This window comes from Nibribacter koreensis (assembly GCF_039541795.1).
GTDB lineage: Bacteria > Bacteroidota > Bacteroidia > Cytophagales > Hymenobacteraceae > Nibribacter > Nibribacter koreensis.
This window is the reverse complement of sequence record NZ_BAABGX010000002.1, coordinates 1,231,910-1,247,143: the sequence shown is the minus strand read 5'-3', so window position 1 is coordinate 1,247,143 and position 15,234 is coordinate 1,231,910. Positions and strand designations below refer to the sequence as shown.

The 15,234-nt window shown below is 51.2% G+C and carries 12 protein-coding genes; 11 read left to right on the top strand and 1 reads right to left on the bottom strand.

Features of this window, described 5'->3' with window-relative positions:
- Positions 1-12 precede the first annotated feature (12 nt).
- From ABD880_RS12635 to ABD880_RS12605, 7 genes are all read left to right on the top strand, one after another.
- The gene (locus ABD880_RS12635; RefSeq protein ID WP_345166640.1) at positions 13-1,365 is read left to right on the top strand and encodes a 4Fe-4S dicluster domain-containing protein; all 1,353 of its coding nucleotides are present in this window, start codon (positions 13-15) and stop codon (positions 1,363-1,365) included.
- A 124-nt stretch (positions 1,366-1,489) separates the two neighbouring features.
- Positions 1,490-2,263 (top strand): (Fe-S)-binding protein, encoded by a 774-nt coding sequence (locus tag ABD880_RS12630; RefSeq protein WP_066512607.1) that lies wholly within the window; start codon positions 1,490-1,492, stop codon positions 2,261-2,263.
- A gap of 614 nt (positions 2,264-2,877) precedes the next feature.
- Positions 2,878-3,372 (top strand): hypothetical protein, encoded by a 495-nt coding sequence (locus ABD880_RS12625; RefSeq protein ID WP_345166637.1) that lies wholly within the window; start codon positions 2,878-2,880, stop codon positions 3,370-3,372.
- A gap of 12 nt (positions 3,373-3,384) precedes the next feature.
- Complete coding sequence (locus ABD880_RS12620) at positions 3,385-5,343, top strand: CHU_0125 family OmpA-like outer membrane integrity protein (protein WP_345166634.1); 1,959 nt, start codon at positions 3,385-3,387, stop codon at positions 5,341-5,343.
- An 89-nt stretch (positions 5,344-5,432) separates the two neighbouring features.
- Positions 5,433-6,374 (top strand): hypothetical protein, encoded by a 942-nt coding sequence (locus ABD880_RS12615; RefSeq protein WP_345166631.1) that lies wholly within the window; start codon positions 5,433-5,435, stop codon positions 6,372-6,374.
- Between the two features lie 413 nt (positions 6,375-6,787).
- The gene (locus tag ABD880_RS12610) at positions 6,788-7,954 is read left to right on the top strand and encodes an AIR synthase related protein (RefSeq protein ID WP_345166629.1); all 1,167 of its coding nucleotides are present in this window, start codon (positions 6,788-6,790) and stop codon (positions 7,952-7,954) included.
- Positions 7,955-8,177: 223 nt separating this feature from the next.
- Positions 8,178-8,900: a proline and serine-rich protein 1 family protein gene (locus ABD880_RS12605; protein WP_345166627.1), complete on the top strand. Its 723-nt coding sequence runs from the start codon at positions 8,178-8,180 to the stop codon at positions 8,898-8,900.
- A 493-nt stretch (positions 8,901-9,393) separates the two neighbouring features.
- Here ABD880_RS12605 and ABD880_RS12600 read toward each other — a convergent pair whose 3' ends face one another.
- A complete protein-coding gene (locus ABD880_RS12600; RefSeq protein ID WP_345166625.1) occupies positions 9,394-9,870 on the bottom strand; it encodes a DUF4293 domain-containing protein in 477 nt (158 codons plus the stop codon).
- A gap of 56 nt (positions 9,871-9,926) precedes the next feature.
- Between ABD880_RS12600 and ABD880_RS12595 the strand changes: the two genes are divergently transcribed.
- The 4 genes from ABD880_RS12595 to ABD880_RS12580 all read left to right on the top strand — a co-directional run bounded on the left by ABD880_RS12595 (position 9,927) and on the right by ABD880_RS12580 (position 15,215).
- On the top strand, positions 9,927-11,135 hold the full coding sequence (locus ABD880_RS12595) for a 3-oxoadipyl-CoA thiolase (RefSeq protein WP_345166623.1): 1,209 nt from the start codon (positions 9,927-9,929) through the stop codon (positions 11,133-11,135).
- Between the two features lie 185 nt (positions 11,136-11,320).
- A complete protein-coding gene (locus ABD880_RS12590) occupies positions 11,321-11,788 on the top strand; it encodes a hypothetical protein (protein ID WP_345166620.1) in 468 nt (155 codons plus the stop codon).
- A 588-nt stretch (positions 11,789-12,376) separates the two neighbouring features.
- Positions 12,377-13,195, top strand: a complete 819-nt coding sequence (gene truA / locus ABD880_RS12585) for a tRNA pseudouridine(38-40) synthase TruA (protein WP_345166618.1) — start codon at positions 12,377-12,379, stop codon at positions 13,193-13,195.
- Between the two features lie 253 nt (positions 13,196-13,448).
- Positions 13,449-15,215, top strand: a complete 1,767-nt coding sequence (locus ABD880_RS12580) for an ABC transporter ATP-binding protein (RefSeq protein WP_345166617.1) — start codon at positions 13,449-13,451, stop codon at positions 15,213-15,215.
- Positions 15,216-15,234 lie beyond the last annotated feature (19 nt).

The following is a 15,234-nucleotide window of genomic DNA, read 5'->3' as shown; positions in this document are numbered from 1 at the left end:
AACTCCTTTCCTGTGATCAATTCTATCATCTTTATTCTGGTGGCTGCGCTGGGTATCGGTCTGTTTGTCTGGCAGATCCGCAAGATCACGCGCAACATTAACCTAGGCCGCGACAAAGTCATTTCGGGCAACACGCCAGAGCGCGTCAACAAGCTTTTATTGATTGCCTTTGGGCAACAAAAAATGTTTAAGCGCCCCTTGCCGGCCGTCTTGCACCTGTTTGTCTATGTAGGTTTCCTGGTGATTAACATTGAAGTGCTGGAGATTTTCATTGACGGCATCTTCGGGACGCACCGTGTGCTGGGCTTTATGGGGCCGGTGTATGACGCCTTGATTGGCTTCAATGAGATTCTGGCGTTCTTGGTAATCATTGCCTGCGTTATTTTTCTGGCGCGCCGCAACATCACCAAAGTACCTCGCCTTACCACCAGCCCAGAGATGCGCGCCTGGCCCAAGATGGACGCCAACATCATTCTGATGATTGAGATTGTCTTGATGGTGGCCTTGTTTGTCTTTAACATTGCTGACCAGAAACTGCACCAACTGCGCGGCGCCGAGCTGGCGGGCGCGTTCCCCATCACCGGTCCTTTGGTGGATTTGTTCGGGAACAACCCAGATTCGCTACATGTGATTGAGCGCACCGGCTGGTGGTTCCACATCATCGGTATCCTGGCGTTCATGAACTACCTGCCCAGTTCCAAGCACTTGCACATTGTGACCGCGTTCCCTAACGTGTACTACAGCAAAGTTGAGCCGAAGGGCCAGTTCAGCAATGTAGAGAGCATCACGCATGAAATAAAAGCTATGATGGACCCAAGCTATCAGGTGCCAGCTTTACCAGAAGGTGCTGAGCCGCAGAAGTTCGGGGTGAAGGACGTGGAAGACCTAAGCTGGAAACAGTTGTTGGATTCTTACTCTTGTACCGAGTGCGGCCGTTGCACCAGCGTGTGCCCAGCTAACCTGACGGGCAAGCTGTTATCGCCGCGCAAGATTGTGATGGACACCCGTGACCGCATGGAGGAGAAAGGCGAATCGCCGCTCATCTTTGACCCGGCCAATTACAAAACCGAGTCTGAGCGCGTGAAGGTAACCGAAGAAAAAACCTTGCTACGCGGCTACGTGACCCCAGAAGAGCTTTGGGCCTGTACCACCTGCAACGCCTGCGTAGAGTCTTGCCCGGTGAACATTGACCAGCTGTCTTCTATCATGGACATGCGCCGCTACCTGGTGCTGGAAGAATCGGCAGCGCCGGCTTCTTTGAACACCATGTTCAACAACATTGAGAACAACGGTGCGCCGTGGGCCTTCTCAGCAAGCGACCGCGTCAACTGGGCAGACAACCTGTTCGTGGCATCCAAAAACTAATAACTTCCTGATTTAGGGAGAAGGAAAATAACCTCTGCTGAACTTCTAGAAATAGCTCATCAGCACATTACAACATTAGCACATTAAAAGAATGTCAGAGAAAAGACAGATAGAAGTACCGGTAATGGCAGACCTGGCCGCTCGCGGCGAATCTCCGGAAGTATTGTTTTGGGTAGGCTGTGCCGGCGCTTTTGATGACCGTTACAAGAACGTGACCCGTGCCTTTGTGCGCATCTTAGAGCACGTGGGCACTAAATACGCCGTGTTGGGTATGGAAGAATCCTGCACCGGCGACCCGGCCAAGCGCGCCGGAAACGAGTTCCTGTTCCAGATGCAGGCCATGACCAACATTGCCACACTGGACGGCTACGGCATAAAGACCATTGTGACGGCTTGTCCGCATTGCTTCAACACCATTAAGAATGAGTACCCAGCCCTAGGCGGAAACTACGAAGTCATTCACCACTCCACTTTCTTGCAGAACCTTATCAATGAGGGCAAAGTAAAGATTCAGGGAGGCGGCGAGTTCAAAGGCAAGCGCATCACGTTCCATGACTCGTGCTACCTGGGCCGCGCCAATGACATCTATGAAGCTCCGCGTGAAGTGCTGGCCGCGCTGGATGCCGACCTGGTAGAGATGAAGCGTAGCCGCGCCAACGGTTTGTGCTGCGGAGCCGGTGGTGCCCAGATGTGGAAAGAGCCAGAGCCAGGAAAGAAAGACATCAATGTAGAGCGCGCTGAAGAGGCCTTAGGCACCGGTGCCACCATCATTGCCAGTGCTTGTCCATTCTGTATGACCATGATGTCTGATGGCGTAAAAAGCCAAAACCAAGAAGATAACGTACAAGTATTTGATATTGCAGAATTGATTGCTCAAGCCGAAGGTTTGAATGCCTAGCGTTCTGCGTATCAAGTAGCACGTATCAGGTAGCAAGACTGAAATAAACCTAAGCCGTTTTTGACTTGTTTTCTGGAAAACAGGCCGAAAACGGTAAGTTAAAAACCTGCTTCAAGTTTCTAACTTGGAGCTGACTATATGGCAAATTTTCAACTTGCATTTTGAGATTGTAGAGAGGCGGAAGTTTATAAGTCTTTTGCTGTTCGGGGTTTCAATAGCTGTTCGGGATTTACCAATCCCGAACCACTCTGTAGGGGATTTCTGAATCCCCGTTATAAATAGTGCAGTGAGCCGAGGATTTATAAATCCCCGACAGAGTACTTTCGGATTAGGAAATCCGAAAGAGCGAAGAATCCGAAAGAGCGAAGTGAGAAGATTTCTAATACGAGGAACGAGAGCGAGGTGCTGAAATGACAGTACTTGACAGTAGCGGAAGTTGAAAACTTCCACCATAACAACAACCATAAGCTACAAGCTTGCGGTAGAAAGTGAGCTTCGTTTTTAGGCTGATTTCCAGAAAACAAGCCAAAAACGAATAGTCTTGCGTCTTACATCTTGTGTCCTGTGTCTTTCATTAGCACATCAGCACATTAAAAAATTAGCACATTAACCAAATGTACGTTCCGTTTCATCAGTTGCCTCCACATAGCCGCCTCTGGATTTACCAGCTGGACCGGCCGCTTTCTGACCAGGAAGAAAAAGCCATGGAGCAAAAGCTGGAGGAATTTGTAACCGAGTGGAGCAGTCACGGCAATGACCTGCAAGCGTCTTTCCAAATAAAGGAAAAGCAGTTTGTAGTGTTGGCGACCAATGAACAAGTGGCCTCGGCTAGTGGTTGTTCCATTGACAAGTCTGTAAACTTTCTGAGAAAAGTAGAACAGGAGTTTCGCGTTCAATTATTTGACAGGACGCAACTGGCGTTTCAGCAAAACGGAGACGTGAAGTTGGTGCCCATGGCGCAGATAAAAGCCGAAGTGGAGAAAGGCACCCTGTCGCCGGACTCATTGTATTTTGATACCTTAGTTTCTACCGTGGGCGGCCTGCAACAGCAATGGCCCGTTCCCGCAAAAGATACCTGGCTGGCGCGTTATTTTCAGCCTGTGTCCTAACATCTTTACCATATGATGCGACACTACAAAACGCTTGGGGCGCTGGCCCTTCTAGTTGCTCTCAACGGGTGCGGCCCGTTTAAATCGTCTTTGTCTAAAGGCGATAAAGATTTTAAGCAGGGAGAATACCAACTGGCCATTGAGCACTACCAAGCCGCTTTAAAGAACAGTCGCAATGCCAGAACGGCCAACTTTAAACTAGCCGAGGCCTATCGCCTGTCCAACCGACTTCCGCAGGCCGAACCTTTCTACAAAGCCGCCATTGACGCTGGACAGAAGAATGAGGAAACCTTGTTCCGCTATGGCATGGCCCTGAAAGCTGTGGGTAAATACGATGAGGCCGCCGCGCAACTCCAGCAGTACTTATCTGTAGCCGCCAACAAAACCTTTATTGCCATTGCCAGCCGCGAGGTAGAGAACCTCAAGCAGGTGCCGGCCATCCTAAACACCGCAACTTACCAAGTCATAGAGCCTTTAAAAGCCGCCAACTCTCCAGCCTCAGACTTCGGGCCGGTAGTGCACCAAGGGCAGTTGATCTTTGCCTCTACCCGTGAATCTCAAGTGTACAAAGGCAACGGCGAAGGCTTCCAGGACTTATATGTGATGACTCAGAATGACACCACCGGCAGTGCGGTTTCTTTGGGAGAGCCGGTGAACTCGGTCGGCATACATGAAGCCACGCCCACGTTCACCAATGAAGGCCGCACCATGATTTTCGCCCGAAGTAACAGCGGCAAGAAGAACGGCCGCCAGGACGTGGATTTGTTTGTGTCTCAGTTTAAGACTGGCAAATGGTCTGAGCCTACTTTGTTGAGCTTCAACGATGATGCCGCTTGGGATGCCACGCCGGCCTTCTCGCCAGACGGCAAGACCTTGTACTTCTCTTCTGACCGTCGCGGCGGCCAGGGAGGCAATGACATCTGGAGCACTACTTTAGATGAAGGCGGTCGTTTCTCGCGCCCCGTCAATCTGGGAGCTCCCATCAACACACCCGGCAATGAGTCCTTCCCGCACGTAGCCCCAGATGGTACCTTGTACATCGCCTCAGACGGGCATCCGGGTTTGGGTGGTTTGGACTTGTTCAGAATCAAAGGAGACTCTATCATCAACCTAGGCACTCCTTTGAATTCCGTAGGTGATGATTTTGCTATTTTCTTTACAGAAAGAGCAGTTGGGCCGCATTCTGATGGTTTTAATGAATATAATCTTGATACTCAGAAAGGCTACTTCTCTTCTAACCGTGCCGGTGGCATGGGCGGCGATGATATATATGGTTTCGAGAAGCGCCAGCCTAAGTTGGTCAACTTCTTCGTGGACGGCCGCGTGGTAGAGCGCAATGACAAAACCAACGCCACCACGGCCATGGGCAACATTCGCGTGACCTTGCAGAACGAGCAGGGCCAGAAGGTAGCTGAAACGGTCTCCACCGCTGGCGGAGCTTTCACTTTTAAACTAGATACGGCCAGCGTGTATTCTGTGCTGGCAGAGCGCGAAGGCTATTTTGCCGCCCGCCAATCGGTGATTACGCAGGGCAAAACGCCGCCGCAGAGCCAACTGACCCAACCGCTCACCGAGATTAGACTCACCACCACGCTCACCCTCACCAAGATTGTGAAGAACAAGGCCATTGTGGTGGAGAACATCTTCTATGACTTTGACAAAGCCAACATTCGGCCAGACGCGGCCATTGAACTAGACAAACTGGTGCAGACCTTGGTGGACAATCCTAAAATTACCATTGAGCTGAGCTCGCATACAGATAGCCGCGGTAACGATTTGTACAACCAGGATTTGTCACAGCGCAGGGCGCAGTCAGCGGTAGATTACATCATCTCCAAAGGCATTGACAAGAACCGCATCACGGCCAAAGGCTACGGCGAGTCAAGACCGGTGGTGAAGAACGCCAAAACCGAGGCCGAGCACCAACGCAACCGCCGCACGGAGTTCAAGGTGACTCGCATTGACGAGTAAGCTTTCACCCATTTTTCAATTGATTTGATAAGATGTCGTTTTCGGCCTGTTTTCCAGAAAACAGGCCGAAAACGTTTTTAAGAGTGCCCATGGAGCTACAAAGGCTAAGCGCAGACGCATACGCAGATATTTTTCCGGCGCCTTACCATGTCTACAATTCCGTGGCCTTCAACCAGTTCAACGCCGATAGACTGGGGCTGGAGTTACACTGCCTCGCGTTCAAAACCAAGAAGTATAGGCTGGGTCTGTTGGGAGTTGTGCAGGATGGTGTCTTTAAATCACCTTTCTCAGCACCCTTCGGCGGTTTCTCTTTTGTGAAGGACGATGTGCGCATCCAGCATCTGGACCAGGCACTGGACGCATTGCAGGAGTATTGCTCAGCGAAAGATGTTTCAAAAATAGAATTCACGCTTCCGCCGCTGTTCTATAGTCCCAGCTTTGTCAGCAAGGTCTATAACTCGTTGTACAGTCACGGCTTTGCGGTGACACAGCTAGAGTTGAATCATTCCCTTCATTTGGCAGGCCACACGTTAGAAAGCTATCAACAAACCTTTAGAAGAAACGCCCAGAAAAACCTGGCCATCACATTGGCGAAAGACTTCACTTTTGAGGTTTGCGAAACGGAGGCGGGAAAGCAGTTAGCCTACGCCATCATTCAGCAGAACAGAACTGTTAGAAATAAACCTCTACGCATGCCGTTCGAGCAGTTGATGCAGACGGTTAAGCTTATTTCTTCTGATTTCTTTTTGGTGCGATTAGTGGGAGAGCCCGTAGCAGCGGCCATCGTTTTTCAGGTAGCCAAAGACATAGTACAGATTATCTACTGGGGAGATTTGCCCGAGTTGTCCAGCAACAGAACCATGAACTACCTGTCTTTCCAATTGGTAAAATACTACTTGGACAAAGGTGTACAGGTGATAGACGTGGGGTATTCCACCGAGGACAGCGTGCCCAACTACGGCCTGTGTGACTTCAAGGAAAGCATTGGCTGTACGGCCTATCCTAAGCTTTCATTCAGTAAGGTGTTGTAAGAGTAGCTAAGGAATTGCCGCTTGCGAGAATACAAACGGTGGCTGTTCGGGATTTGCAATCCCGAACTAGTGAGAAGCGGATTTGCAATCCGCCTGCGGAGAGGTGCATTCACTCAAGCCCACACGGGGATTACAAATCCCCCTTTAGGTGCTTCCGGATTGCAAATCCGGAAGAGCTCGGCTTAAATGCTCGGCTTCTCCTAAGCTTTCTTTTAGTAAGACGCTTATAGAATAATCCATTGGCCGAGGGCTTTGCAGGATTATTTTCAAAGCAACCAGAATAAAAGCCTTCAAACCCAGAAGGCTTTCTTATTTTTACCTCAGCAAAGGCACGGCCGCGTTTTTGGCCTGTTTCTGTCAAAATAGCGCTAAAAAGGCGTTCATTTCTTTCCACCATTCCAGAGAAGCCCAACATGGAAAACCGGTACCTGCAACGCGGCGTGTCTGCCTCCAAAGAAGATGTGCACAACGCCATCCAGAACATTGACAAAGGCCTCTTCCCGAAGGCTTTCTGCAAAATCATCCCAGACCTGCTGGTAGGCGACCCCGAGTACTGCAACATCATGCACGCCGATGGCGCCGGCACCAAATCTGCTCTGGCGTACCTGTACTGGAAAGAAACTGGCGACCTCTCCGTCTGGAAAGGCATTGCCCAGGACGCCATTGTCATGAACACCGATGACCTGCTATGCGTGGGTGCCACGGAGAACATCTTGCTGTCCTCTACCATTGGGCGCAACAAGAACCTAATGCCCGGCGAGGTGATTGCCGCCATCATCAACGGCACCGAGGAAGTGTTGCAGATGCTCCGGGACAACGGTATTGGCATTTACAGCACCGGCGGCGAAACTGCAGACGTAGGCGACCTGGTACGCACCATCATTGTGGACAGCACCGTGACCGCCCGCATGAAACGCTCTGAGGTCATCTCTAACCACACTATCCAGCCCGGCGATGTGATTGTAGGTTTCGCGTCGTATGGCCAGGCTACCTATGAGAGCGAGTATAACGGCGGCATGGGGAGCAACGGCCTTACCAGCGCCCGTCATGACGTCTTTGGGCATTACTTGGCCCAAGCCTACCCAGAAAGCTTTGACCCCGCAGTGCCTTCAGATTTGGTGTATTCCGGCTCTTGCAAACTCACCGATGTGAATGAAGAAACCGGCCTGACCGTGGGTAAACTGGTCTTGTCACCCACCAGAACCTACGCGCCTTTGGTGCAGGCCATCTTGAAAGACTACCGAAGCCAACTACATGGCATGGTGCATTGCAGTGGCGGGGCGCAGACCAAGGTGTTGCACTTCACAGAGAAGGTCCATATCATCAAAGACAACCTTTTGCCGGTGCCGCCGCTGTTCAGGCTCATTCAAGAGCAAAGCAACACCAGCTGGCAAGAGATGTACAAGGTCTTCAACATGGGCCATCGCCTGGAACTGTACGTGCCACAGGAGATTGCTGAAGACCTGGTGAACATTGGAAAGTCCTTCAACATTGACGCCCAAATCATTGGCCGCGTAGAAGCGAGTGAGAGGAATGAATTAACGATTAAGAGCCCGTACGGTGAGTTTTATTATGATTAGACGTTAGACGCTAGATATTAGATGCTAGACTTTTGGAGTAACTAATTTTAAATAAGAGTCTAATATCTAGCGTCTAACTACTAACGTCTTCAAGCGTGGGTGCTGTTTTTAGGCTGTTTTCATGAAAACAGCCTAAAAACAGCACCCACGCTTGCTTTAAATATAGAATTGGCACAATACTTGGATAAGGCTTTGCATGAGTTTTACCTAACTATTATCAGCCATGAAACCTTTGTACGCCTTCGTGATTTTATGCTTGCTGCTAGCCCTGCCACAGGTAGAGGCCAGACCCAGACAAGAAGCGGCCCTCTCTATCGCCAGCGTGCGCGGCGAACTGTTCTACCTGACCGTTGGCGGCAGAGTCATTAACCGTACCCCTACAAACAGAGTGGACGTAGGCGATTTGCCAGCGGGGCGGTATTGGCTGGACATAAGGATACTCAGAAGAGGCCGGGCCCAGAACATCCGCGCCGAAGTCTTCTTGCAGGAAGGCTATGAAAGCATCTATGAACTGGCCCGCGGACCTAGAGGCAATGCCTTATTTCTGCGCAAAGTAGGCGAGGAGCCCATGCGCCGCCGTCCTGACCCAAGACCAACTCCCAGACCCAACCCAAGACCAGACAATACCTATGATCAGGACGATGTAGTGTGCCGGAACGCCATGCAAGAGCGGGAACTGGAACGCGCGCTTCGATTCATGAAAGAAGAAGGCATGGACGACCGTAAATTGGAGATTGCCAAAGGCGAGATAAAACTAGCCGGTGGTATTATGACCGAAGACCTGATGGCCCTCATGGACGCCCTCACTTTTGAAGACCGCAAAGTAAAACTAGCCAAATACGCCTACACCTTCGTGTGCGACACCCGCAACTTCCCTAGAGTGCTAGATGCTTTAGAGTTTAGTAGCAACAAGCGCGAGATGCAGGATTTTATTTACAAGCAGTAGTTGGTTAGACACAAGACGCAAGACATAAGATTCAAGACTTGATTTTGAATCGAACTAAAGCCTATAAAACAGAAGAGCCTCTGCACAATGCAGAGGCTCTTCTGTTGGTTCTAATGTTTTTCTTCTAACACTAATATCTATTCACCCCCTCTTTGTCATCCTGAAAGGATCTTGGTGGCGAACTAGGCAGGCAGTTACAATGAAACACCCCTCGTCTATTCATAACCAATAGAGGTATTCTCTCTTAGCAAACGCTATTACAGCTTGCCCACAAGATCCTTTCAGGATGACAAAGAGGGAGAGTTACCAACAGGAAAGTTGACAAGGGAGAGACAAAGTGAAGGGATTACTAAAGCAGGCCAGAGACCTAAAGAAATAAGGCCTTCCGTTTTTGGCCTGTTTTCATCAAACCAAGCTAAAACCGAAAGGCCAGGCAAACCTCAAGAAACTCTTGAATCTTACGTCTTGTGTCTTATGTCTAAGGCTATAGCGCTTAGCGCAGTCTGTCCATGGACCGCACCAAGTCCTCATCGCGTTTGATGAAGCGGTTGGCCAGCACGTTCATGAGCATGGCAATGAAAGGAAAGTAGAAGCCAGAAAGGTATTCGCCGCGTTCTTTGGTGGCAACCAGGTCTTCGCCCACATATGAAGAGAAGTAGAACACCACGCCTACCAGAGCGGCCAGAATCAGAGAGTTCAATAAGCCTAGTTTCATTTGAGTGAGACGGCTTTTGTATTGGAAAATCTCATAAAGCGCAATGAGGGCGGCGGCGGCGGCCAAGATAGCAATGTAAATGGTGCTTTGAGAAGTGGCTCCGTCGGTGGCGGTTTCAGGGCCTAATTTGTAGGCATCCAATACATATTCTACGCCGGTGGCAGGATTGGTCTTCGCCCAGATAGGGAAAATGAAAAGGCCCACCATGGCAATCACAATAAGGAACAGAAACACGCTTTGAATTCTTTGTATCATAACAGGGTTAGTTAACTTGCAGTCAGTAACACAAAGCTACATAAAACTTGTCAATCATGGCTCAAGACGCTTATATCATAGACATCATCCGGACGCCGGTAGGCAAATTTGGCGGCTCGTTGAGCACCGTTCGGCCCGACGACCTGGGCGCAATGGTTATCAAAGAACTGATGGCCCGCAACCCAGCCGTGTCACCCAAAGACATTGAAGACGTTATTTTTGGCGCGGCCAACCAGGCCGGCGAGGATAATCGCAACGTAGCCCGCATGTCTGGGCTGTTGGCAGGCTTGCCGCAAGAGGTGGGCGGCGTGACGGTGAACAGACTGTGCGCCTCGGGCTTGCAGTCCATTGCAGACGCGAGCCGCGCCATTAAAGCCGGCGAGGGTGAGGTTTACATTGCCGGCGGTGTGGAGAGCATGACCCGTGCGCCGTTCGTGATGGCCAAAGCAGACTCGGCCTGGAGCCGTACCCCTGAGATTCATGACACGACCATTGGCTGGCGCTTCGTGAACCCGGCACTGTCCAAGCTGTACCACCCATATTCCATGGGCGAGACCGCGGAGAACGTGGCCAAGCAGTGGAACATCTCGCGTGAAGACCAGGATACCTTTGCTGTGCAGTCGCAGACCCGTTACCAGGAAGCCGCCAAGGCCGGTAAGTTCAAAGATGAGATTGTGCCCGTGACCATTCCGCAGAAGAAAGGCGAGGCCCTGGTGTTTGACACCGATGAGCACCCACGCCTTTCCCCTCTGGAGAAATTAGCCGAACTGAAGCCTGCCTTCGTCAAAGAAGGCGGCTCGGTGACCGCCGGAAACGCCTCGGGCATCAATGACGGTGCCGCTGCGGCTTTAATTGTGAGCGGTGACTACATGCGCAAGCACAACCTCAAGCCCATGGCCAGAATTGTAGGTGCCGCCGTGGCGGGCGTGGACCCTGCGCACATGGGCATCGGCCCGGTGCCGGCTACCCGCAAAGTTTTGGAGCGTGCCGGACTGAAAGTGGAAGACCTGGACTTGGTGGAGCTCAACGAGGCCTTCGCGTCGCAAGCCTTGGCCTGCTCGCAGGAACTGGGTCTGGACCCGGCCAAGGTGAACGTGAACGGCGGTTCTATTGCCATCGGGCACCCGCTGGGCGCCAGCGGTACCCGCGTTACGGCTACCTTGCTGCACGAGATGAAACGCCGTCCAGAGGCCAAGTACGGGTTAGCGACCATGTGCATTGGCGTGGGGCAAGGCCTGGCCGTCCTCTATGAAAAATGCGAATAGCCTAGCCATTTGATTTGTATCAGAATAATCCCGCTTCTAGTATTCAGAGGTGGGATTATTTTTTTATGCCTGATTTTGAGCGGGTTGAAGCTGTTTTTGGCCTGTATCCTGAGAGTTAGTCCGAAAACAAAACGATTCTGGCACGGACGTTGCATTCTACCAGTCAGAACTTAAAAATCACGGATATGAAACGGTACTTTTTACTCGCAATGATTAGTGTTTTGTCTTTCGGGAATATGGCGATGGCCGCTGGCGTGACCGATGCCAAGAAAGACAAGCAACAGCAAAAAGCCGCTGAGCAAAACCGCAAAGCGTTTGAGAAGGCTGCCAAAAAAGACGTTAAGAAAAGCAAGCGTGGTGATGAGTCTTCTTACCAACAAGAGATGGCTCGCGCCAAGACACAATACAACAGAGACAAAGATCGCCTCAAAGACGAATACAACCGCCGTCAGCATGAGCTGCGCGACCGTTACCGGGCAGATGAGAACAGTTTGTCCAGAACAGACTATGAGCAGGAGAAGGCGCGTATGAAAGCGAATTATGAAAGAGAAAAAGACGCCTTGCAGGCCCGCTATGAGCAGGACCGTGACAATCGCCAGCAGAACTGGGAAGCGTCCAGAGGCAACATGTCTTTGATTTCTTTCAATAGATAGTGAATGTGAATATTGGTTTTTGATTAGGTTAAGGTGAAAAGGCGGCTTCCCAGAGGGAGGCCGTTTTTTTGTGCCCGTGATGTCGGTTTTGACCTGTTTTCTGGGAATGAGGCTGAAAACGATGTTCTGAAGAAAGGAGCTTCTTCGTCCCCCTTTGAAGGGGTTAGGGGGATGACATGCTTTATCTGATTCTTGATTTCCGCCTCTGCCTCCCAACTCCTTCATCTTAAATTTTATCTCTTGTCGCTCCGTTCGGGCGTTTGTCACTTTTCTCCTTGATGAGAAAAGTAACCAAAAGAATCAAGAGCCCCCGAACTCGCTGACCGCTCGGACAGGGCGGGGGCTCACAAAGGTGCACCGTGCACCGGTTTTGTTTCATAGTAAACTTATGTCACTGCCAAGTGACAATCCATTACTTTCTCCCTCAGGTGAAGAGACTTAAATTGACCAGTCTCTTCACCTTCGGTCAAGGGCTGGCGAGTTGATGACAGAGGTGTTGCAATGCCTTCATCGCCCTGCGGGCGGGATTCTATTATGACTCAAGACTCGCGAGGCAAGACTCAGAACTCAATTTGCTATCTTTGCGGCATGCGGTATTTCTTAGAGGTGGCCTATGACGGCACGCGGTTCCATGGCTGGCAGACGCAACCCAATGCCCTTACGGTGCAGGAGGTGTTGGATGATGCCATTTCTAAGGTGTTCAGGGTGCCGCAGGTAGATAGTATTGGCAGTGGCCGAACCGATACTGGCGTGCACGCGGGCCAGCAGTGGGTACACGTTGACTTGCCGCAGGTGATCACGCCAGAAGAGATAGTCTACAAACTCAACCGCCTTCTGCCCCCAGACATTGCCGTGCGGCACGCCAAGCAAGTAGGGCCAGAGGCGCATACACGCTTTGACGCCATCTCACGCACATATGAGTACTACATCACACTGGAGAAGAATCCATTTCTGGTGAGGCATGCCTATTTCCTGTCGCGCAGACCAAATGTGGAGCAGATGAACTTGGCGGCGCAGGCGCTGTTAGAACTGGAGGACTTCACCACGTTCTCCAAAGTAAAAGGAGACACCAAGCACTACCGCTGTACCATTACCCAAGCCTTTTGGCAAGAAAGGGATAACAAGCTTGTCTTCACTGTTCAGGCCAACCGCTTTCTGCGCGGCATGGTGCGCCTGATTGTGGGCACGTTGCTGGATGTGGGCAAAGGGAAGTTGAGCGTTAATCGGTTCCGTGAAATCATTGAGAAGCAGGATAGAAGCTCGTCCAGCGGGGCCGCTCCCTCAGAAGGCCTTTTTCTGCACCGCGTAGACTACCCCACAGGCTATTTTGAGCAACAGCAAATCTTGTTCAAGCAAGAGGCGAAACGCCTGCAAGCTATGAAATCTTCGCCCAATCAAGAGGAATAACTGTTTTTGGCCTGATTCCTAGAAAGTAGCCCAAAAACGCATTCCTCACTCAGGACCCAAGACTCGCGACTCAGGACCGCTTATGATTAAGCAATATTGAGTACTTTTGCCTGAGGCTCAGGCATAGGCATTTTTGGCTTGTTTTCCGGGAATCAGGCCAAAAACGGAAGCGGCGCAAAACTATCAGGTACCTGCAAAGGTTTGTTTTCCGTACCACGTTCTCAGGAGCCCATCAAATTAAGCACAAGACCACATGAGTGAAATAGGCGGCAGTAAGACAGGAAGTGCCTTTGACTGGGAGGTGCTCAGGAAGATTTTCCGGTTTGTGAAGCCCTACAACAAGGTGTTTTATTTCGTGATTTTCCTGACGGTGGCCTCCGCCGTGCTGGCCACGGTGCGCCCCTTCCTGATTCAGGAGATGGTGGACAAGCAGATTCTGCAATACAACTGGGCTGGCGTGAACCGCATGTTCATCTGGCTGGTGGTACTCCTGATTCTGCACACGCTGGTATCCTACCTGCACACGTATTTTGCGGGTTGGCTGGGGCAGTACGTGGTGCGCGACATCAGGGTAAAACTCTATGAGCACATCCTTAAGCTAAGACTCAAGTTCTATGACCGCACGCCCATCGGGACGCTGGTGACGCGTAACGTGAGCGACGTGGAAACCCTCTCTGACGTCTTCTCTGAAGGCCTGGCCGCCATGATTGGCGACGTCCTGCAACTGGTCTTCATCCTGGCCTACATGTTCTGGCTGGACTGGGAACTGACCTTGGTGAGCCTTTCCATGTTCCCGCTGTTAATTCTGAGTACCTATGTGTTCAAGGAGAAAGTGAAGGCGTCTTTCCAAGAAGTGCGTGGGGCCGTGGCTAAGCTGAATGCCTTTGTGCAGGAGCATATCACGGGGATGATGGTGGTGCAGATTTTCAACAATGAGGCCCGCGAGATGAAGAAGTTTGAGGCCATCAACAAGGAGCATACCCGCGCCAACGTCAAGTCCGTGCTGTATTACTCGGTGTACTTCCCGGTGGCTGAGGTGATTGGCGCGGCCGGTACGGGCCTCTTGGTTTGGTACGGCGCGAAGGGCGTGGTGCAGGACCATGTCACGCTGGGCACGCTCATCGCCTTTATCATGTACATTGCCATGTTCTTCAGGCCCATCCGCCAGATTGCCGATAGGTTCAACACCTTGCAGTTGGGCGTGGTGAGTTCTGAGCGTATCATGAAACTGCTGGAAAGCAAAGAGTTGATTTCAGACACAGGCGAATACCGGCCGGAGACCATCAAAGGCGGCGTAGACTTTGAGCAGGTTTGGTTCGCTTATAATGACGAGGACTGGGTGTTGCGCGGCATTTCGTTCCAGGTACAACCAGGTCAGACGGTGGCCTTGGTAGGTGCCACTGGGGCTGGTAAAACGTCCATCATCAACCTGCTCAGCCGCTTCTATGAAATCAACAAAGGCGTGATTAAGGTAGACGGTCATGACATCAAAGAATATGACCTAGACGTGTTGCGCCGGCACATTGGCGTGGTCTTGCAGGACGTGTTCCTGTTCTCGGGCACCATCCAAGAGAACATCACGCTGGGCAACAAGAACATCACTGAAAGCCAGATTTGGGAAGCCGCCCGCTTAGTGGGCGCCGACAAGTTCATTGAGCGTTTGCCGGGTGGTTTGCAGTACAACGTAATGGAACGCGGGGCAACGCTATCAGTGGGACAGCGTCAGTTGATTTCATTTGTGCGCGCCATGGTGTATGACCCTAAAATCATCATCCTGGACGAGGCCACCTCTAGCGTAGACTCAGAGACAGAGGAGTTGATTCAGTTTGCCATTGCCCAATTGATGCAGGGCCGTACTTCTATTGTGATCGCGCACCGCCTGTCTACCATCCAAAAGGCAGATAAGATCATTGTCCTGGACCACGGCGAAATAAAGGAAAGCGGCACCCATGAACAGCTTCTGCAATCTGGCGGTTACTACGCGCAGTTGCATGAGATGCAGTACAAGAACTTCGTATAAGAGCGTTTTTGGCCTGTTT

Coding starts and splice junctions, on each gene's coding strand:
- ABD880_RS12595 (WP_345166623.1), top strand. CDS start 9,927: ATGGCTCAAGACGCTTATATCATAGACATCATCCGGACGCCGGTAGGC.
- ABD880_RS12615 (WP_345166631.1), top strand. CDS start 5,433: ATGGAGCTACAAAGGCTAAGCGCAGACGCATACGCAGATATTTTTCCG.
- ABD880_RS12580 (WP_345166617.1), top strand. CDS start 13,449: ATGAGTGAAATAGGCGGCAGTAAGACAGGAAGTGCCTTTGACTGGGAG.
- ABD880_RS12610 (WP_345166629.1), top strand. CDS start 6,788: ATGGAAAACCGGTACCTGCAACGCGGCGTGTCTGCCTCCAAAGAAGAT.
- ABD880_RS12590 (WP_345166620.1), top strand. CDS start 11,321: ATGAAACGGTACTTTTTACTCGCAATGATTAGTGTTTTGTCTTTCGGG.
- ABD880_RS12620 (WP_345166634.1), top strand. CDS start 3,385: ATGATGCGACACTACAAAACGCTTGGGGCGCTGGCCCTTCTAGTTGCT.
- ABD880_RS12600 (WP_345166625.1), bottom strand. CDS start 9,870: ATGATACAAAGAATTCAAAGCGTGTTTCTGTTCCTTATTGTGATTGCC.
- ABD880_RS12630 (WP_066512607.1), top strand. CDS start 1,490: ATGGCAGACCTGGCCGCTCGCGGCGAATCTCCGGAAGTATTGTTTTGG.
- ABD880_RS12625 (WP_345166637.1), top strand. CDS start 2,878: ATGTACGTTCCGTTTCATCAGTTGCCTCCACATAGCCGCCTCTGGATT.
- ABD880_RS12605 (WP_345166627.1), top strand. CDS start 8,178: ATGAAACCTTTGTACGCCTTCGTGATTTTATGCTTGCTGCTAGCCCTG.
- truA (WP_345166618.1), top strand. CDS start 12,377: ATGCGGTATTTCTTAGAGGTGGCCTATGACGGCACGCGGTTCCATGGC.